At 39.4% G+C, this 18,451-nt stretch carries 20 protein-coding genes; 12 read left to right on the plus strand and 8 right to left on the minus strand.

The features are described 5' to 3' along the window. Positions 1-77: 77 nt before the first annotated feature. The 3 genes from HHA42_RS02940 to ilvA all read right to left on the minus strand — a co-directional run bounded on the left by HHA42_RS02940 (position 78) and on the right by ilvA (position 3,797). Positions 78-1,418, minus strand: a complete 1,341-nt coding sequence (locus HHA42_RS02940; RefSeq protein ID WP_168525411.1) for a TrkH family potassium uptake protein — start codon at positions 1,416-1,418, stop codon at positions 78-80. Next, positions 1,415-2,071 carry a TrkA family potassium uptake protein gene (locus HHA42_RS02945; protein WP_168460698.1) on the minus strand — a complete coding sequence of 219 codons (657 nt, stop codon included), beginning with the start codon at positions 2,069-2,071 and terminating at the stop codon, positions 1,415-1,417. Before HHA42_RS02945 ends, HHA42_RS02940 begins: the two co-directional genes overlap by 4 nt. 187 nt (positions 2,072-2,258) lie before the next feature. Continuing rightward, on the minus strand, positions 2,259-3,797 hold the full coding sequence (gene ilvA / locus HHA42_RS02950) for a threonine ammonia-lyase, biosynthetic (RefSeq protein ID WP_168417367.1): 1,539 nt from the start codon (positions 3,795-3,797) through the stop codon (positions 2,259-2,261). Positions 3,798-3,903: 106 nt separating this feature from the next. On the opposite strand from ilvA, the gene rpiA reads away from it, so the two are divergent. From rpiA to HHA42_RS02985, 7 genes are all read left to right on the plus strand, one after another. Continuing rightward, entirely contained in the window at positions 3,904-4,575 is a 672-nt protein-coding gene (gene rpiA, locus HHA42_RS02955; RefSeq protein ID WP_168525412.1) for a ribose-5-phosphate isomerase RpiA, read from the plus strand. Between the two features lie 213 nt (positions 4,576-4,788). Continuing rightward, complete coding sequence (locus HHA42_RS02960) at positions 4,789-5,466, plus strand: SprT family zinc-dependent metalloprotease (protein WP_168525413.1); 678 nt, start codon at positions 4,789-4,791, stop codon at positions 5,464-5,466. 195 nt (positions 5,467-5,661) lie between these two features. Continuing rightward, complete coding sequence (argC, locus tag HHA42_RS02965; RefSeq protein WP_171525558.1) at positions 5,662-6,717, plus strand: N-acetyl-gamma-glutamyl-phosphate reductase; 1,056 nt, start codon at positions 5,662-5,664, stop codon at positions 6,715-6,717. 78 nt (positions 6,718-6,795) lie between these two features. Next, the gene (locus HHA42_RS02970) at positions 6,796-7,569 is read left to right on the plus strand and encodes a DUF6776 family protein (protein WP_168525414.1); all 774 of its coding nucleotides are present in this window, start codon (positions 6,796-6,798) and stop codon (positions 7,567-7,569) included. 19 nt (positions 7,570-7,588) lie between these two features. Beyond that, entirely contained in the window at positions 7,589-8,005 is a 417-nt protein-coding gene (gene clpS / locus HHA42_RS02975) for an ATP-dependent Clp protease adapter ClpS (protein ID WP_168417363.1), read from the plus strand. Between the two features lie 9 nt (positions 8,006-8,014). After that, positions 8,015-10,291: an ATP-dependent Clp protease ATP-binding subunit ClpA gene (clpA, locus tag HHA42_RS02980; RefSeq protein ID WP_168525415.1), complete on the plus strand. Its 2,277-nt coding sequence runs from the start codon at positions 8,015-8,017 to the stop codon at positions 10,289-10,291. Positions 10,292-10,378: 87 nt separating this feature from the next. Next, positions 10,379-10,732, plus strand: coding sequence for a YnfA family protein (locus HHA42_RS02985; protein ID WP_168417361.1), 354 nt, complete (start codon positions 10,379-10,381; stop codon positions 10,730-10,732). Between the two features lie 71 nt (positions 10,733-10,803). Here the strand turns inward: HHA42_RS02985 and HHA42_RS02990 are convergent, their stop codons facing one another. The 3 genes from HHA42_RS02990 to HHA42_RS03000 all read right to left on the minus strand — a co-directional run bounded on the left by HHA42_RS02990 (position 10,804) and on the right by HHA42_RS03000 (position 13,112). After that, complete coding sequence (locus tag HHA42_RS02990; protein WP_228278926.1) at positions 10,804-11,247, minus strand: hypothetical protein; 444 nt, start codon at positions 11,245-11,247, stop codon at positions 10,804-10,806. Between the two features lie 182 nt (positions 11,248-11,429). Next, positions 11,430-12,350, minus strand: a complete 921-nt coding sequence (gene argF / locus HHA42_RS02995) for an ornithine carbamoyltransferase (RefSeq protein WP_168525416.1) — start codon at positions 12,348-12,350, stop codon at positions 11,430-11,432. A 111-nt stretch (positions 12,351-12,461) separates the two neighbouring features. Then, positions 12,462-13,112: a TetR/AcrR family transcriptional regulator gene (locus HHA42_RS03000; protein WP_168417358.1), complete on the minus strand. Its 651-nt coding sequence runs from the start codon at positions 13,110-13,112 to the stop codon at positions 12,462-12,464. 336 nt (positions 13,113-13,448) lie between these two features. Between HHA42_RS03000 and prpB the strand changes: the two genes are divergently transcribed. Together prpB and prpC are read left to right on the plus strand one after the other, a co-directional pair. After that, positions 13,449-14,333, plus strand: a complete 885-nt coding sequence (gene prpB, locus HHA42_RS03005) for a methylisocitrate lyase (protein WP_168417357.1) — start codon at positions 13,449-13,451, stop codon at positions 14,331-14,333. 4 nt (positions 14,334-14,337) lie between these two features. Then, positions 14,338-15,474, plus strand: a complete 1,137-nt coding sequence (prpC, locus tag HHA42_RS03010) for a 2-methylcitrate synthase (RefSeq protein WP_004973461.1) — start codon at positions 14,338-14,340, stop codon at positions 15,472-15,474. A 124-nt stretch (positions 15,475-15,598) separates the two neighbouring features. Here the strand turns inward: prpC and HHA42_RS03015 are convergent, their stop codons facing one another. Beyond that, positions 15,599-16,234 carry an aminotransferase gene (locus HHA42_RS03015; RefSeq protein ID WP_168525417.1) on the minus strand — a complete coding sequence of 212 codons (636 nt, stop codon included), beginning with the start codon at positions 16,232-16,234 and terminating at the stop codon, positions 15,599-15,601. A gap of 91 nt (positions 16,235-16,325) precedes the next feature. Beyond that, positions 16,326-16,823: a nicotinamide-nucleotide amidohydrolase family protein gene (locus HHA42_RS03020; protein ID WP_168525418.1), complete on the minus strand. Its 498-nt coding sequence runs from the start codon at positions 16,821-16,823 to the stop codon at positions 16,326-16,328. A 212-nt stretch (positions 16,824-17,035) separates the two neighbouring features. Here HHA42_RS03020 and HHA42_RS03025 point away from each other — a divergent pair, with 212 nt between their 5' ends. From HHA42_RS03025 to HHA42_RS03035, 3 genes are all read left to right on the plus strand, one after another. Continuing rightward, positions 17,036-17,266: a hypothetical protein gene (locus tag HHA42_RS03025; protein ID WP_168417354.1), complete on the plus strand. Its 231-nt coding sequence runs from the start codon at positions 17,036-17,038 to the stop codon at positions 17,264-17,266. 540 nt (positions 17,267-17,806) lie between these two features. Further along, entirely contained in the window at positions 17,807-17,971 is a 165-nt protein-coding gene (locus HHA42_RS03030) for a hypothetical protein (RefSeq protein WP_168417353.1), read from the plus strand. A 344-nt stretch (positions 17,972-18,315) separates the two neighbouring features. Beyond that, positions 18,316-18,451: transposase (locus HHA42_RS03035; protein ID WP_168525419.1), on the plus strand; the 136-nt coding region annotated here is incomplete at its 3' end.

The raw sequence follows: 18,451 nt of genomic DNA on the forward strand, positions 1-18,451 counted from the left end.
TTAAAAACGTTTTTAACTGAATTTAAAACGCCAATCTTGAAGATTGGCGTTTATTTTTCTATCGCATGTAATTTGTTTTATCCAACCTGAATATCTGCATTAGGGTGTTTAAGACGGCTTTTTTGTGGTGTGGCAATTAAATAGGCCAAGGTCAGAGGCCCTAGACGTCCTGCAAACATCAGCAGCATTAATACAATTAAACTGGCAGGTTGTAATTCGCCTGTGACACCACGAGATAAACCTACCGTGCAGGCAGCAGAAACCACTTCAAAAAGTAAATCCAAAAAATTTTGCTTAGGTTCAAATAGAAGTAGGCTGAAGATGCCGATTGTAATCAACATTCCTGTAATGCTAACTACAGCCAATGCTTTAAAAGTCGTCCGTTCGGGTACAGCATGATTAAATACACGAACTTCATCTGAGCGCCTTAAAAAGCTGATCACACTTAAAACGACAATAATAAATGTACCCACTTTAATGCCACCTGCGGTACTGAGCGAACCGCCACCAATAAACATCAGTAACATGGTGAGTAGGGTGCTGGCATTTTGCATGCTGGCCATATCTAAACTGTTGAAGCCAGATGAACGCGGCACGGTGGCATGGAACCAAGCGTTGAGGGCTTGATCGCCAATACTCATCGCAGCAAGGGTATGCGGATTGCTGGCTTCAATGGCCCATATCAGCAAAAATGCAACGAGGTTTAATCCTGCAATAGTAGAAAGAATGAGTTTGCTATTGGGTGAAAGAGTTTTCCAGCGTTTGGCTCGTTTAATATCCATGAGTACCACAAAGCCTACACCGCCAATAATATAGAGCATACTAATGGTAAGTGTAATCAAATACTGATCTGCAAAGCTCATTAAGCTATTGGGAAATAATGAAAAGCCGCCATTATTAAATGCAGACACACTATAAAAAGCAGCATAGAAAAAGGCATCTTGAAAAGGGTAATCCTGCATCCAAGCGATCGTTAGAATTAGTGTGCCAATGCCTTCAAAAAACAGTGAATACAGCAATACCCCTTTAATGGTCATTGCTACTTTAGACAGATTGGTTTGCCCAATCGTGTCTTGCGCCATAATTTGTTGTTTGAGTCCAATTTTAGCGGACAAACTTAAAACCGCTAAAATTGCAAAGGTCATAAAACCTAAGCCACCACATTGTAAAAGCAACATAATGACCATTTGCCCAAATACGGTATAAGCATCACCAATATTGACTACAGATAGTCCTGTAATGGTTACTGCAGAAGTTGCAGTAAATAGGGCGTTAATCCATGTCATATCACCATGATGTGAAATAGGTAATTTCAGCAGAATGGTACCAATACAGATAAAGCTTAAAAAGCCTAGCGCTAAAAGGCTAGGCGGGCTTAAATTGACCGTTTTTACAGGAAGCTTAGATGATGTTTTCATTCTGATTTAAATTGTTTAGATAAGCGTTTGAGCGGTTCAAGTCGCCCTTCAACAACCAAAATGTCACCAGTTTGTAGCATTAAATTGGATTCAAGTGTATAGAAAATGGTTTCAGCACGTTTGAACAATAAAAGTTTAACTTCTGGGGCATGTGACATCAGACTCTGAATACGTGTGCCGTGCAAGTTGTCTTTAATTTTTACTTTTACAATGAAATGGTCGTCATTCAGGCTCATATAGCGACTCACCATAGGATAGCTTAGCGATTGTGCAATCCGCACGCCCATATCTTCTTCTGGGTGAATAATTTTGGTAACACCTAAATGGGTTAAAATCATGGTATGTGCTTTACTTTTGGCTTTCACGTATATTTTAGTGATGCCCATATTCTTTAAATTGAGAACACATAAAATACTGGCTTCAATATCTTCACCAATTGCGACAACCACAGCATCACAATTTTGAATGTTCAATTCTTCTAAAACGTGCTCATCAGTGGCATCAGCAATGACCGCATGGGTAATTTGATCGGCAATGTTTTCTACAAATTTTTTATTGCTGTCTATGCCAATAACATCGTGGTTTAACTTGACCAGTTGCGTAGCAACCGTGGCACCAAAGCTGCCTAAACCAATGACTGCAAATTGCGCCATAGCATTATCCTGAAAAAGTGTTTTATTGTACGTGAGCTGTGATTTATTTTGCCTGAAGCTGCGTATTTTAAATACGCTCAACAGAGATGAATATTTTAAAATAATTCCTTGTGTCACACTGTAGCATTATGACTAAAAAACCGCCTGAATCAGCGGTTTTTTTTGTAGATGGGAACAAATCAGCAAATTATTTTAAGAAGCGTTGATAGCCTAAGTTATTGGTAATTTCTGCGTATGGATAAGTGATATTTTCCAACGTTTCAATTAAACCATCTGGGTTCTGTTTGGCATCCGATGCTTCTAAACCAACCAATACACGACCTTCTGCTGCACCGTGGTTACGGTAGTGGAACAAGGTAATGTTGTGTGTTGGGCCTAAGCGTTCTAAGAAGGTGAGTAACGCACCTGGACGTTCAGGGAATTCCACACGGAATAAACGCTCATTTTCAATATCGGCATGACCGCCTACCAAATAACGAATATGCAGTTTGGCAACTTCATCATCAGATAAATCATCTACATCGTACTGAGTTTTAAGTAACTCATAAATGTCGTGGCGTTCTTTTTCACCTGATTTTAAGCTAATGCCGACAAAGACCTGTGCAGCTGTGGCATCACTGGCACGGTAGTTAAACTCAGTGATGTTGCGGCCTTGTAGTGCACGGCAGAAGTTGAGGAAAGCGCCTTTTTCTTCAGGAATGGTCACCGCAAAAATTGCTTCTTTATGTTCGCCCAGTTCAGTGCGTTCAGCAATGTAGCGCAAGCGGTCAAAGTTCATATTGGCGCCACATACAATGGACACAATATTTTTATTTTGCAGTTGATGCTGCTCGACGTATTTTTTGATACCTGCCAATGCCATTGCACCTGAAGGTTCAACAATACTACGGTTTTCATCAAAGGTATCTTTAATTGCGGCACAGATTTCATCGGTATTTACCAAAACGACATCGCGCTCAACAATTGGCCCAGATTGATCTGATTTTTGCAGTTGCAGCACTTCAAATGGTTTTTCACCAATTTGTGCGACGGCAGTACCATCGGCAAATAAACCCACTTGCGGTAAAATCACACGTTCATTGGCTTCAAATGCGGCTTTTAAACAAGCAGATTCATCATATTCTACAGGTATGACTTTGACATGTGGTGCAACATCCCCCAAATACGCCGCAACACCTGCAATTAAACCGCCCCCACCAACAGCAACGAAGACATATTCTACATCACGCCATTGACGTAAAATTTCATTGGCAATGGTGCCTTGACCTGCCATGACCAATTCATCGTCATACGGTGGAATAAAAGTCATGCCTTCGTCTTTGGCACGCTGAATTGCATATTTATTGGCAACATCAAAAGAGTCGCCATGTAACACCACTTCACCGCCTAAGCGTTTCACCGCTTGTACTTTAATATCGGGTGTGGTCTTAGGCATGACGATAATGGCACGAATACCCAATTTTTGCCCAGACAGAGCTACACCTTGTGCATGGTTGCCAGCAGAAGCGGTAATCACACCTCGTGCAAGTTGCTCTTTGGGTAATTGACTGATGCGGTTGTAGGCACCACGTAATTTAAAAGAGAATACAGGTTGTAAGTCTTCACGTTTAAAGCGGATGTTATTATTTAGTTTTTCGCTAATTCGTGGCGCTGCTTCGAGTGGGGTTTCGATTGCAACATCGTAGACTGTTGCTTGTAAAATTTGTCGAACCAAACGAGACAGCATGTTAATCTTCCATCTAACAGTTTAAAATAAGGGGTTATTGTAACAAACCCCTGCACATTTGCGCTGTAAAATCGGCAATAAATGTCAAAAATAGTTGAGTGAAGTCATGAGTCTGTATGCTACCCAAGATGAAAAGAAGCAAGCCGCTGCAAAAGCAGCTTTAAAACATTTGCCTAAAGGCGGAATTTTAGGGGTAGGAACAGGCAGTACGGTGAACTTCCTGATCGATTTATTGCCTGAATTGCAACTTGAGGCCGCAGTGGCAAGTTCAGAAGCGACCGCGGAGCGTTTAAAAAAGCTTGGTATTGAAGTTGTAGATATGAATTCTGTAGGCAGCCTAGATGCGTATGTTGATGGTGCAGATGAAATTGACCGTCACATGCACATGATCAAGGGTGGTGGTGCGGCGTTGACCCGTGAAAAAATTGTGGCATCTATTGCACGTAAGTTTATCTGTATTGTAGATGATTCTAAATGGGTAGAGCAGTTAGGGCGTGAGTTCCCACTGCCAATTGAAGTGATTCCAATGGCACGTTCTGCGGTAGCACGTAAAATTGTGGCTTTAGGTGGTGACCCTGCTTACCGTGAAGGTGTAGTGACCGATAACGGCAATGTGATTTTAGATGTATATAACCTGAATATTTTGAATGCGTTGGAATTAGAGAAAACGCTGAATGATATTCCTGGTGTCGTGACTAACGGTATTTTTGCGATTAATAAAGCCAATATTGCGATTGTTGCAACCAACAACGGTATTGAAGAGCGTACCGCAGTTTAAGGCATAAAAATTTATATAAACCGTTATGTAAATTGAGCTTTGATTCATATTTTTCTCTAATGAAAGTTCCCTTTCCTTTGTAAGGAAAGGGAACTTATCAATATTCATTTTACGACCAACATTTTACAGCCAAGATCGAATCTTTATAAATCATCAAAATCACTGAGAGTAGAGAATTTGCTTGAGAAAAATAATTCAAATACTAATAAAAATATGATGTCCTGCTTACCTAAAATTAAAATCACACCACATGCAAGAGCAACACGTTTGCGTTTGCGTGTCGAACCGCATCAAATCCGTTTAACTGTGCCGAAGCATTGTACCCAGCGACAAATTCAGGATTTCTTGCAGCAGTCTGAGCAGTGGATGATAGAGGCTTGGCATAAACAACAGGTGCAGCAAGGGTTGTTAAAGAGAGAACTACCGAATCAAATAGCACTTTTTAATTTGGCTGAACCTTTAAATATTCGTTATCAAACCCAAAAACACAGTTTTATTTTAGATTTAAAACAGCATTGCCTTTTCATTAGTGACCGCCAACCCACAGCATATTTAAAAGCTTTTGTGATTGCTTATGCCAAACAGATGTTACCTGCATATTTGCAAATGGTGAGCAATGAAACGGGTTTGCCGTTTAAACAGTGTGCGATTCGTCAGCCCAAAACGCGTTGGGGCAGTTGCAGTGCGCAACAGCATATAATGCTAAATAGTGCTTTGGTGTTATTTCCTGAACAGATTGTGCGTTATGTGAGTGTGCATGAGTTGGCACATACACAATATTTTGATCATAGTGCGAAGTTTTGGGCAGAGGTGCAGCGGCATGATGCACACTATTTGCACCACCGTAAACAGCTGAAAACAACACCTTTGCCTTGGTGGTGGTATGAGTAAAAAAGCCAACACGTACACTACTTGACTGTGCTGTAATGAAGAGGTGTTGGGCGTATTGTTTATCATTAAATGTATTTTTCAATATAAAATCAACAGAATAAAGAAAAGCCCTAAAACCCAAGTAAAACAGTTTAGAAAACCAAAACTTCCTGTCATACTATAGCGTTAGCTTAAACATGCTTTTGAATTGAGGTAATGCACGTGATTTCAGTTGGTATTGTCGGTGGTACAGGTTATACAGGCGTTGAATTATTGCGTCTTTTGCTACGACACCCAAATGTAAAAGTAAATGTACTGACTTCACGTACAGAAGCGGGTCGTCGTGTAGATGATATGTTCCCAAGTCTACGTGGACATACTGACCTTTGCTATTCCGATTTAAACATCGAAGACCTAAAACAATGTGATGTAGTGTTCTTTGCTACGCCGCATGGTGTTGCTATGCAACATGCTGCGGAACTTGTTGCAGCCAATACAAAAGTGGTCGATCTTGCTGCAGATTTCCGTTTGCAGGATTTAGCACAATTTGAAAAATGGTATGGCATGCAGCATGCCTGTCCTGAAATTTTAAAAGATTCTGTTTATGGTTTATCTGAACTTAATCGTGAACAAATTAAACAAGCGCAAGTGATTGGTAACCCAGGTTGTTATCCAACCACGGTACAGCTTGGTTTAGCACCATTGTTTAAACAAGCTGAAGCTTTAGTGAAACCTGAAAGCATTATTATTGATGCAAAATCAGGTGTATCTGGTGCAGGTCGTAAAGCCAGTCTGGGCATGATTTACTCTGAAAATGCAGATAACTTTAAAGCCTATGGCGTTGCGGGGCATCGTCATCATCCTGAAATTGTAGAGGCACTAGAAAATATTTCGGGTCAAAAAAATGTGTTTAATCACATATTATTTGTACCACATTTAGTGCCGATGATTCGCGGTATGCTCAGCACCATTTATGTAGATTTAACTGATGCTGGCGATGCAGCAGATTTACAAAACTTGTATGAGCAGTTTTATGCCAATGAGCAATTTGTAGATGTAATGCCAGCCAACAGTTCACCAGAAACACGTTCAGTACGTGGCGCCAACCAGTTGCGTATTGCGTTGTATAAACCACAACCGAAAAAATTGGTACTTTTGGTGGCGCAAGACAACTTGGTGAAAGGTGCAGCAGGGCAAGCAGTACAAAATATGAACCTGATGTTTGGTTTTGCTGAAAATGCAGGACTTGAGGTGATTGGTTTATTACCATAAAACACGTTTTTCAACTTCACACACATTTAGATTTCGATTTAAATGTGTGTTTTGAATGAATCAAAATAAGAGATGACGATGCATAACACTGATACTGAAACCACGTCACAGTCGAATTCAACCACGACACCATCTGCAACACCACCAGAAAAAAAGCCATTTCTTGAAACAAATGCGCCTTTAGCGATTGGTGCTGCAATTTTAATTTTAGGCAGTGGTTTTTTAGGGTATTCAGTTGGACATCGTCAAGGCTTGACTGTTGTTGGTTATGATGCTGACGCTGAACAACTGGTAGAAGTGGTACAGGAACAGAAAACCCGTTTAGAAAGCTTAAACAAAAGTTTAAATGCTGCCGTGCAAGAGCGTGATGTTGCGGTGAGTAACTCGAATGACTTATATCAAGCATTTACGCAAGCAACTGAAGATAAGCAACGTACTGAGGGAATGAGTGCGATCTATCGTGAAGTGTTGCGTCAACGTGGAGGTTTGAGTCTGACTGTACAGAATTTAGGGGTAAAACCTTTACCTGAAAATGCCTATGAATATCAGGTCGATTTAGTACAAGTCAGCCCAAATAAACGCCGTGCAAGCGGTACAGTCGAGTTGCGTTTAATTCAGGGCACAGAAGTACTGGTTATTCCAATGGAAGACAGTAATTTTAATTTTGATAATTATGAGCGTTTAACGGGACGCTGGACAATGCCAAAAGGCTTTAATCCAGATTTTATTGAAGTCCGTATCAATGGCTCAACGCCTGTCATCAAGCGTTTCAGTTGGAGTAAGGGCAAAGCTGTGGAAGCCGATTCAGCATTTATTGCTGAAATTCCACAAGCAGAAGCCAGTGCTCAATAATGTGTGATATGTAAAACTTATGCGAACCCAGAAACGATCTATTTGTTTAAACGAAATTAAAAATAATTTTCATCAATCTGGCTATGTCGATTGGCATTTAAGCCCACGTTTGGCGGTGGATGATGAAGGGCATGAGGATGATGGTGACATTGCAGTACAGACCGCACCACCACAATTAAAGCGTCCACCTTTGTATGCTGTAGTTTTAATGAACGATGATTACACCCCAATGGACTTTGTAATTGAAATTTTACAACAATACTTTGCAATGAATCTTGACCAAGCGACTCAAGTAATGCTAACTGTACATTATGAAGGAAAAGGTGTCGCAGGGGTCTATCCGCGGGACATTGCGGAAACGAAAGCGAACCAAGTCAATAATTACGCTCGATCACAAGGTCATCCATTACTTTGTCAGATTGAGCCTAAAGATTAAGGGGGTTGCATGCTCAGTCGTCAATTAGAAGTATCATTACGTTTGGCTGTTAGCATGGCTCGTCAAAAGAGACATGAGTTCTTAACGGTTGAACATTTATTATTGGCTTTATTAGATAACGATTCTGCGGTTAATGCGTTAAAAGCATGTGGCGCAGACGTTGTGGTGCTGCGTAAAGAATTAGAAGAATATGTAGAACAACATACCCCTAAACTTGCTGAAAATAGTGATCAGGCGCCACATCCAACCGAAAGTTTTGACCGTATTTTGCAGCGTGGTATTTTCCATGTGCAATCTAGCGGTGGTGACCGCACCGTTGAAGGTGCAGATATTTTAGTGGCAATGTACTCTGAGCGAGATTCATTTGCGGTGTATTTGCTTAAACGTCATCAAATTAACCGTTTGACTTTAACGCAATACCTATCACACGGGACCCGTAAAGATGAAACACAAGCTGAAGAAGAAATTGAAGAGTTAGATGGTGAAAGTTCAAGCTCTGCCAATGCAGGCCCGCTTGAGCTTTACACGCTGAATTTAAATACTGAAGCTCAAAAGGGTAAAACTGATCCTTTAATTGGTCGTGAAAAAGAAATTGAGCGTGCCGCACAAATTTTATGTCGTCGTCGTAAAAATAACCCATTGTTGGTAGGTGACCCAGGCGTGGGTAAAACTTCCATTGCCGAAGGTTTGGCTTGGTTAATTGTGAATGGTAAAGCACCAGCACCATTGGCCAATGCAGAAGTATATAGCTTAGATATTGGTGCTTTGGTTGCAGGAACGAAATACCGTGGTGATTTTGAAAAGCGTTTAAAACAGCTATTAAATGCCTTGAAAAAGAAACCTGATGCAATTTTGTTTATTGATGAAATTCACATGATTATTGGTGCAGGCTCGAGTATGGGCAGCACTATGGATGCGTCAAACTTAATCAAACCTGCGTTGGCAAATGGCACTCTACGCTGTATTGGCTCGACTACATTCCAAGAATATCGTCAGGTATTTGAAAAAGATCATGCGCTGTCACGCCGTTTCCAAAAAATTGATGTCAATGAACCTTCAATTTCAGAAACGGTTGATATTTTACGTGGTTTAAAATCGAAATTTGAAGAATTTCACCATGTAAAATATGACGATAAAGCCTTGGTGTCTGCGGTAGAGCTATCGGCTAAATTTATCAATGACCGTTTCTTGCCAGACAAAGCCATTGATGTGATTGATGAAGCGGGTGCACAGCGCCGTTTAAGAGCCGAGCAGGATGACACCTTAATCACAGTTGAAAACATTGAAGATATCGTGTCGAAAATTGCACGTATCCCACCTAAAACTGTATCTAAAGATGACAAGAGCGTACTTGAATATTTAGAACGTGATTTAAAACGTGTGGTATTTGGGCAAGATGAAGCCATTGAAGCTTTGGCATCTGCAATTAAACTGTCACGCGCTGGCTTAAAAACACCAGACAAACCAGTCGGCAGCTTCGTTTTTGCAGGCCCTACAGGCGTGGGTAAAACTGAAGTGACCAAGCAGTTGGCCAAATTGTTAGGTGTGGAATTAGTACGCTTTGATATGTCTGAATATATGGAGCGTCATGCGGTTTCACGTTTAATTGGTGCGCCTCCGGGTTATGTAGGCTTTGATCAGGGTGGCTTACTCACTGATGCGATTCATAAAAACCCGCATTGTGTGTTGTTGCTAGATGAGATTGAAAAAGCACATCCTGATGTATTTAACTTATTGCTGCAAATTATGGATCACGGCTCATTGACCGACAATAATGGTCGTAAGTCAGATTTCCGTAATGTGATTTTAGTACTGACTACCAATATTGGTGCAGAAAGTATTTCACGAGTCAGCATTGGTTTCATGGATCAAGACAACAGTAATGACAACCAAGAAGCAATGAAAAAAGCCTTCTCGCCAGAATTCCGTAACCGTTTAGATGGTGTGATTCAATTTAAGGCGCTACCAACTACCGTGATTGAGAATGTAGTAGATAAATTCTTGACTGAATTACAAGCTCAATTGGATGATAAAAAAGTCATTCTTGAGGTCGATCAGGATGCACGTGAATGGATGGCTGAGCATGGGTATGATCGCTTGATGGGAGCACGACCAATGCAACGCCTGATTCAGGAACACTTGAAGAAACCATTAGCAGAAATGATTTTATTCGGTGAATTGGCTGAACAGGGTGGTAATGTCGCTGTTTCTGTGAAGAAAGAGAATGGTAAAGCGGTTGGTTTGAAACTTGAAGTATTTGAAGATCAAACTGCTGAACCAGCTTAACGTTTATATTGCATTATCATGAATGAAAATAACCCATGTTCAACATGGGTTATTTTTTATGTATTCCACTTTTAAGTAAAGTCGCTTATGGATGTTCAGATCACAAAAATTGCCAGTACCTTGCTCTTATTTTTTATAACAGCAGTGATGGAAATATTAGGTTGTTATTTTCCTTATTTAATTTTGAATCAGGGAAAATCGCAGTGGCTTTGGGTGCCAACAGTTTTGGCTTTAGCGGCTTTTGTGTGGTTGCTTACTTTGCATCCTGCGGCATCGGGGCGAATTTATGCAGCGTATGGCGGAATCTATATTTGCACCGCTTTAATTTGGCTAAAGTATGTGGATCAGGTTAATTTGACCCGTTGGGATATGTTCGGGGGAATGGTGGTCATTTTGGGTGCATTGATTATTATTTTACAACCTCAAGGTTTAATACGTTAAATCTCAAATGTTTATCGAGTATTCAACCTATTAAACCTGTAATGAGGATGTGATGTTTATAGAATTTTTATTTAATCTGCTTTAAATTTACATTCACTATTCGGCAATAGCACATTAAATTGTGTTTTCTCTGCACTGAGTTGTAAATTCAATACATACGGATTTACACGCTGAAATTGATGCTCAAACATTGAATCGCAGTTATGAATCAAGTTTTGTTTAATCATGTTTTTAACATTGTTGTAGCCCGTGCTTTCTACAAATTGAGTAAAATCGGGTGAAATAATCATACCGCGAATGTTAATTTGCTTGTCTGTAGTTGTACTTTGTTCAATCACGGTATTTTGATCGACTTGATACGGCATAGTGCGTGAATCTTCATCGCTAATTACATCTAAAATTTCTTTTAAAGCTGTTACATTTTTAATTTTGTAGTCAGCCGTTAAAATATCGTGCTGAACCAAATATTGGTCTAATTCGCTAGGTTTAGCATAGGCTGTGCTATGAGCAAGCATTGCAGCTGCGCAAAGTGTTATTGTCGCAAGTGTTTTATACATCATATTATTCATCTAGGCTCTTTTTGAAATTTTAGAAAATAACCGTCGTTTCAGATTATAGCGAGCCAAATAAAAAACAGCACCATTTGGTGCTGTTTGTAACAAAACTCATCAAAGTGTACTCAATGCTTTGAAGTTGCTTAGTCTTTTTTGAGGTTTTCGTTCAATAAAAACTCAACCAATGCTTTTTGAGCATGCAAGCGGTTTTCTGCTTCATCCCAAACCACAGCGTTTTTATGATCTAGCATATTTTCAGAAATTTCTTCACCACGGTGCGCAGGTAAACAATGCATAAACAAGCAATCTGGATGTGCCAAGTCCATCAAGCGCTCATTGACTTGATAGTCTGCAAAGGCTTTTTCACGGATTTTTTGTTCTTCTTCCTGCCCCATACTCGCCCAAACATCGGTCACAATCAGGTCAGCATTGACTGCGGCATCTTCAGCAGAGTCTACTAATTCTACACAGTGTGCAAATTCAGACAGGAAACGTTGTTCAGGTTCATAGCCTTTAGGCGTTGCAATTTTTAAATTAAAGCCCCACATGTGCGCAGCTTCAATATAAGAGTTACACATGTTGTTACCATCACCAATCCAAGCCACGGTTTTACCTTCAATTGAACCGCGATGCTCTAAGTAAGTTTGCATGTCTGCAAGTAACTGGCAAGGGTGGTGATCGTCCGTTAAAGCATTGATCACTGGAACTTTTGAATAAGATGCAAAACGTTCTACAATGTCATGTCCGAAAGTACGAATCATCACTATATCAAGCATGCTTGAAATGACACGTGCAGAATCTTCAATCGGTTCACCACGACCTAACTGTGTGTCACGTGATGATAGGAAAATTGCGCTGCCACCAAACTGACTCATACCTGCTTCAAACGATACACGAGTTCGGGTACTAGATTTTTCAAAAATCATTCCCAAGACTTTGCCCACAAAGGGTTGGAAAACTTCATTGTTATGCTGTTTACGCTTGAGCTCAATGGCGCGTTGCAAAATTTGATTCAGTTCTAAAGTCGATAAATCGCGTAATGTTAGAAAGTGACGTAGAGCCATTCGTTACTCCACAATAATTGCTGAATGAGAAAAACAACAATTAGTTGTTGGTTGGTTAAGTGAAAAAGGGAATCGGCTAATATACTATAGGATGAAGAAATTGCAAAAAAACTAGACTTTTTGATGGGCGTCTAGAAAGCGATCTACACAATAACTTACATAATTGATTGTTTCTTGTTCAGTTTCTTGTTTTGGAATGCCCATAATAATGCGCCATTCTAAATTTCTTAAAATCCCAAAATACAATTGTGCCGAATAAACAGGGTGTTCGCAGCGAATGAGCCCTTGTTGGCTGGCATGCTCTAGCACTTTGGCAATGCACAATTGTACGTGCAGAGGGCCGCGCTCATGAATATGCAAGGCAATGTCAGGGTTGCGCTGACTTTGCTCTAAAACTAAACGCATAAAAGCTGCATTTTCAGGCGCTAGTATATGATGATAAAAATTCAGCAAGGTCTGAATTAAATAACCACGTAAATTGGAATCTATTTGTTCAAAAGGGATGTGAATATCCTGAAAAAACTTGTCACGGCGATAATCACAAATTGCTTTAAACAAGCCTTCTTTATTACCAAAGTATTTATAAATAGAAGCTTTAGAACCGCCAGCATGCTGCACAATATCATCTAAAGATACTGCATCGTAGCCACGTTCTAAAAACAGATCAGTTGCACTGACGAGCAGCGCCACACATCGCTCATGTCCACGCTTTGTAGGAGGGACATCTTTACCGAAAGGGGTTAAATGAGCGATATCTTGCATATTGGATAAAATTTCAGCAAATGATCAAAGGGAGAGATTGTTATTATAGCAAATTTATGCACAGCGTGCTGTGTTGAAGTGTACGGGCAGCGTGCTTGAATTTAGAAAAAATAGAAATACACTCAAAATAAGCTAAATTTTGCTTATTTAGTATGCAAAAAAGCTATGTTTATTAAATTTAAATAATAAGCAATATCACGAAAATTTATTGTGCAATAAAATTTCGAATTATTTGACTAAAGTTTTAGAGCATAGATTCTAAAAAGTCATGGCGCAGCGTTGCATTCCCGATATACTCAAACCTCGAAAAATATAGTAAGAAAAGCGGAAAGGAAGATGATAGAACAAACATCTGCGGGCTTAAGATTCAGACAAGCTTTAGAAGTGGAAAAGCCATTACAAATTATCGGCACGGTAAATGCTTATGCTGCAATGATGGCAAAGCAGGTTGGCTATAAAGCCATTTATTTATCTGGCGCAGGTGTCGCCAATTACTCTTACGGTTTACCTGACTTGGGCATGACCAGTTTAGACAACGTCTTGGAAGATGTGCGTCGTATTACTGAGCGTGTAGATACTCCATTATTGGTGGATATTGATACAGGTTGGGGTGGTGCATTTAATATTGCCCGCAGTATTAAGCAAATGATTGCTGCAGGTGCTGCTGCAGTACACATTGAAGATCAGGTTGCACAAAAGCGTTGCGGACACCGTCCAAACAAAGAAATTGTAACTCAGCAAGAAATGGTCGATCGAATTAAAGCTGCGGTTGATGCAAAAACTGATTCAAACTTTGTAGTCATGGCACGTACAGATGCCTTGCAAAAAGAAGGTTTGCAAGCGGTGATTGACCGTGCTTGTGCATGTGTGGAAGCGGGTGCAGATGCAATTTTTGCTGAAGCGATGACAGACATTACCATGTATAAAACAGTATGTGATGCAGTTGGTGTACCAGTACTTGCAAACATTACTGAATTTGGTGATACCCCATACTACACCACAGAAGAATTGGCGGAGCAGGGTATTCGTATGGTGTTGTATCCACTTTCACCAACACGTGCCATGCAAAAAGCTGCCTTAGAAGTGATGCAATCTATTCGTAAAGATGGCACTCAAGTTAATGTCTTAGACAAAATGCAGCAACGTAAAGAATTATACGAATTCCTTGATTATCACACTTTTGAAAACACATTAGACAAGCTGTTCAAACAGGAGAATTAAAAAAATGGCTGAAGGAAAAGTACTCACAGGCGCAGGATTGCGCGGACAAGTGGCGGGTAAAACTTCACTCTCAACTGTAGGTAAAAGTGGCGCAGGCTTAACCTACCGTGGTTATGATGTACAAGACTTGGCAGAAAACTGCCAGTTTGAAGAAGTTGCTTACCTGATTTTCTTTGGTGAATTGCCTACTTCAGAGCAATTGGCTGCCTATAAAGCAAAATTGAAATCTTTACGTGCATTGCCACAAGCATTGAAAGAAGTGCTTGAGCGTATTCCTGCAGATTCACACCCAATGGATGTGATGCGTACAGGTGTTTCAATGTTGGGTAACCTAGAAACCGAACAGTCATTTGAACAGCAACAAGATGTTGCAGACCGTATTTTGGCAACTCTGCCAGCCATTATCTGCTATTGGTATCGTTATAGTCACGATGGCGTACGTATTGAAGAAAATACTGACGATGACTCAATCGGTGCACAATTCCTGCATTTATTACGTGGTGAAAAACCAAATGAATTGCATGAACAAGTGATGAACGTATCATTAATTTTATACGCAGAGCATGAGTTCAACGCATCGACCTTTACGGCACGTGTTTGCGCATCAACTTTATCTGACATGCATTCATGTATTACAGGTGCGATTGGTTCATTACGTGGTCCATTGCATGGCGGTGCCAATGAAGCTGCGATGGAAATGATTGAAAACTGGACCTCGCCAGAAGAAGCTGAGCGTGAAATGCTGGGCAAGCTTGAGCGTAAAGAAAAGATCATGGGCTTTGGTCATGCTATCTATAAAGACAATGATCCACGTAATGGCATCATCAAAATTTGGTCTGAGCGTTTAGCGCAAGATGTAGGCGATACTGTGCTTTATCCTGTATCAGTACGTTGTGAAGAAGTGATGTGGCGTGAGAAGAAATTATTCTGTAATGCTGATTTCTTCCATGCGTCTGCTTATCACTTCATGGGTATTGCAACTAAACTGTTCACCCCGATTTTTGTGATGAGTCGTGTAACCGGTTGGGCTGCTCACGTAATGGAACAGCGTGCTGATAACCGTATTATCCGTCCAAGTGCAGATTATACTGGTCCTGAATTACGCAAAGTTGTACCAATTGCAGAGCGTTCAGCAGCTTAATTGGCACTCTAAAAAGCAGCATAGCCAGAATGTTGGTTTGGTAATACTGCTTTTAGACTAAAAATAAGGTTTCATTCTGAGTGAATGGAACCTTATTTTTTGAGCAGTAAATTATTGAGCAGATTTAAGGCGTTAGTATCACAGGGTCTTCAATGCTATAACCTGTTTCAAAAGGGATACCTAAATATTTCACGGTCATTAACACTTTATTGTGTTGCGGAATTTGATAGCGCTGAGAAATACTTAACCCTGTTTTATAATCCACTGCCTTTTGGACAGGACTTTTATACTTGCCATATCGTATGCGGTAGGTGTAGCTAAATTGAGGAACTTTAATTTCAGGATCAAACCACGATGCGACGTAGACTGTCTTCTTTGAAAGGATTTGAATTTTGGCAGAACTGGCACGGATTGGCGTTAAAGGTTTCAACCGCTTTTTAATTTTAGCAATTTCACGATCAAATTTTTGACTGTTCTGATCATAATCAATGCGTTTGGTTTTTGGATTGATATACAGTGATTTAACCTCAATCAGTTTTACAGGTGACTGTTTGGAATTCGTTTGTGTACGGTTGAGTTGATAGTAATACAATTGCGGTAAACGACCACGACCATCTAAATAATGTCGCATTAAATAGACTTTTTGATCTGCTTGATCTAAACCTAAAACTTCAATATTTTGTGGACCACCAACAGTTGCAAAAGCAAAATTGGGTAGCCATAAACTGGCGGTAATGAACAGAATAGTGTTGTAGCGCATGGCATAGATCACCCACTTTATACATAAAACGAGTGTACGACTGAACCATGAAAAAAGTGTGTGAATTATGCAGTTTATTTTTTAGTTTATTTCAAGATGTCGTTGGCGTATTAGAATCTTGCTGGATTAAATCAATCAGGTTTTGAGCAACCAAATTGGTTAATTGTTCTAGACGTTGTAAAGGATCACCTTCTAAAAAATATTGGTAATGATAAGTCTGCTGCAGATATTGAATGGCGATAAAAAATGTCCCGACAGGTTTTTCAGGTGTGGCACTGCCACCTGGTTTGAGTAAACCTGTGCACGCTACAACAAAGTCCGCACGGCTAAATAACTTTTGCCCCTGAATTGCCATGGCTTGAGTGACTTCGGGTGATTCAGCAGTATAAGTATCAATTAGTTCTGCGCTGACTTTCAGGATTTCACGTTTAATGCTTGGATCGTAACTGACCAATCCACCGAGTAAAATATTCGCACCACTATTTTTATAGATAGAAAATTGGCTACATAAATAACCAGAACTGGCACTTTCAATAAAAGCCACTGTTAGTTGGCGTTGTTCAAGTAAGGCACAGCAATGTTTGAGCATGATTCATCTGCAAGGGAATAGAGTAAGCTATTTAAGTGTACTGAATTTTCTGTACTTGTGCGGAAAATCATCAATCTAAAATTGGTTTTAATCTCATCACTGCTGATTTAACTTCATATAAATACAGCGAAATTTACAATTATGAGTTTAATCAGGGCATAAACGATGATACAAATAAAAGTAAAGCAAAAAGTAAGATAAGGCAGGTGCTCATGAAAACAACAGTAAAATATATGGTATTAAAAAGTTTGGATTATCAATTGGGTACACCTTTGTTTCAGGAAGAAATTGAGGCAGATGCTCAATATTTTGATCAAATACCAAATATTATCGAATATCAAAATATGCGATTTAGAGTGATCAGCAAAGAGCAGAAGCGTTTACAACTCACTGAAGAAAACGAAGAAAATCAGACCATCATTGTAAGAGTTATCGTGGTTTAAACACAGCAGTTGTCTAGTTTTGAAGCTAAGCGGTTGAGGAAGGGTTTACAAGTATTTATTGTGAAATCCACACTTTGAGCCGCTTCTTTGTAGTGTTTGGTATATTTGATTACAGAAATATAGGGTTCATCTGAAACAAAATGCCAAATGCTTTGGGTCTATCTAAAATCATATTTTGATGTTTGAATTGAAAAAAACGACTAACTTTTTGTTTATTAATATTTTTAAATTTTAGGGTGAATTTTAAAGTTTCCACAGGATCTTTTTTAGCAACAACGTCCTAAATATTACACTTTACTCAAAGCGATAGTACAGTTTGCAAGATGCTTACAAGAATTTTTAAAGATAATTGAATTTTATAAAAATATTATTTGAATAGACGTTATATTTTGGTTTTTCTTATATTGTTAAATTATAAAGTGATTTTTATAATGTAGTTACAATATTGTATTTTATTTGTAGGTTTTGAGCTTTTTTGTTATTGTTGTAAATGTGACTTGCATCACATAATGATGGCTAAGAAAGATTGAGCAAAATACAATGAATCAAAATGTAATCATCAGCATGGCACTGATCATTTTAGCTGTGGGAATTTCACTGGGTGTGTATGTATATTTTGATCAGAAGCAAAAACAGAATGAAGAAATCCAGATGATCATTACTGAAGCCCGTCAGGGATTGGTCGAGTTAGATCGAAAACCATGATCAGACTCTATGGCCTTACATCAGCGTTAAAGTTGAGATGTTTGAATGGTATGTATTGATTTAAAACACAGCAAGAAATTGTAATTTTCTGCCAGTGAATATCAAGTGAATGACGATAAAATAAGCGAATAGAACATTGCTGTAGTTTCTTAGTTTTCCCACATTCCCATGTGGGATTTTTTTTGCCTGAAAATTAATAAAAGCATTGGTTGGGTGGTGAGGGAAAATATAACTATTTATTTTCAAAAAAGAAAAAAAGATGGAGCAGGATAGTGGTAATCCCCCTAAAAATAATAGGATCTAAAAGTAGAATTTTCTCTTAAGATACGAGCAGGAGATTCTGCATGAAAACATCTAAATTTACTGACAGTCAGATCATGTCCATCTTGAAACAGGCAGAATCTGGCACACCTGTAGCGACCCTTTGCCGTGAACACGGCATGAGTAATGCTACCTTTTATAAATGGCGTGCCAAATATG

This window comes from Acinetobacter sp. A3 (assembly GCF_012371415.1).
In the GTDB taxonomy this organism is placed as follows: domain Bacteria; phylum Pseudomonadota; class Gammaproteobacteria; order Pseudomonadales; family Moraxellaceae; genus Acinetobacter.

Excerpts from the sequence above, each read along its gene's own strand:
- prpC (WP_004973461.1), top strand. The coding sequence starts at position 14,338 with ATGGCTGAAGGAAAAGTACTCACAGGCGCAGGATTGCGCGGACAAGTG.
- HHA42_RS02970 (WP_168525414.1), top strand. The coding sequence starts at position 6,796 with ATGCATAACACTGATACTGAAACCACGTCACAGTCGAATTCAACCACG.
- ilvA (WP_168417367.1), bottom strand. The coding sequence starts at position 3,797 with ATGCTGTCTCGTTTGGTTCGACAAATTTTACAAGCAACAGTCTACGAT.
- HHA42_RS03030 (WP_168417353.1), top strand. The coding sequence starts at position 17,807 with ATGAATCAAAATGTAATCATCAGCATGGCACTGATCATTTTAGCTGTG.
- prpB (WP_168417357.1), top strand. The coding sequence starts at position 13,449 with ATGATAGAACAAACATCTGCGGGCTTAAGATTCAGACAAGCTTTAGAA.
- clpS (WP_168417363.1), top strand. The coding sequence starts at position 7,589 with ATGCGAACCCAGAAACGATCTATTTGTTTAAACGAAATTAAAAATAAT.
- HHA42_RS02985 (WP_168417361.1), top strand. The coding sequence starts at position 10,379 with ATGGATGTTCAGATCACAAAAATTGCCAGTACCTTGCTCTTATTTTTT.
- argC (WP_171525558.1), top strand. The coding sequence starts at position 5,662 with ATGCACGTGATTTCAGTTGGTATTGTCGGTGGTACAGGTTATACAGGC.
- HHA42_RS03025 (WP_168417354.1), top strand. The coding sequence starts at position 17,036 with ATGAAAACAACAGTAAAATATATGGTATTAAAAAGTTTGGATTATCAA.
- HHA42_RS02940 (WP_168525411.1), bottom strand. The coding sequence starts at position 1,418 with ATGAAAACATCATCTAAGCTTCCTGTAAAAACGGTCAATTTAAGCCCG.
- HHA42_RS03015 (WP_168525417.1), bottom strand. The coding sequence starts at position 16,234 with ATGCGCTACAACACTATTCTGTTCATTACCGCCAGTTTATGGCTACCC.
- argF (WP_168525416.1), bottom strand. The coding sequence starts at position 12,350 with ATGGCTCTACGTCACTTTCTAACATTACGCGATTTATCGACTTTAGAA.
- HHA42_RS02945 (WP_168460698.1), bottom strand. The coding sequence starts at position 2,071 with ATGGCGCAATTTGCAGTCATTGGTTTAGGCAGCTTTGGTGCCACGGTT.
- HHA42_RS03000 (WP_168417358.1), bottom strand. The coding sequence starts at position 13,112 with ATGCAAGATATCGCTCATTTAACCCCTTTCGGTAAAGATGTCCCTCCT.
- HHA42_RS02960 (WP_168525413.1), top strand. The coding sequence starts at position 4,789 with ATGATGTCCTGCTTACCTAAAATTAAAATCACACCACATGCAAGAGCA.
- HHA42_RS02990 (WP_228278926.1), bottom strand. The coding sequence starts at position 11,247 with ATGCTTGCTCATAGCACAGCCTATGCTAAACCTAGCGAATTAGACCAA.
- rpiA (WP_168525412.1), top strand. The coding sequence starts at position 3,904 with ATGAGTCTGTATGCTACCCAAGATGAAAAGAAGCAAGCCGCTGCAAAA.
- clpA (WP_168525415.1), top strand. The coding sequence starts at position 8,015 with ATGCTCAGTCGTCAATTAGAAGTATCATTACGTTTGGCTGTTAGCATG.
- HHA42_RS03020 (WP_168525418.1), bottom strand. The coding sequence starts at position 16,823 with ATGCTCAAACATTGCTGTGCCTTACTTGAACAACGCCAACTAACAGTG.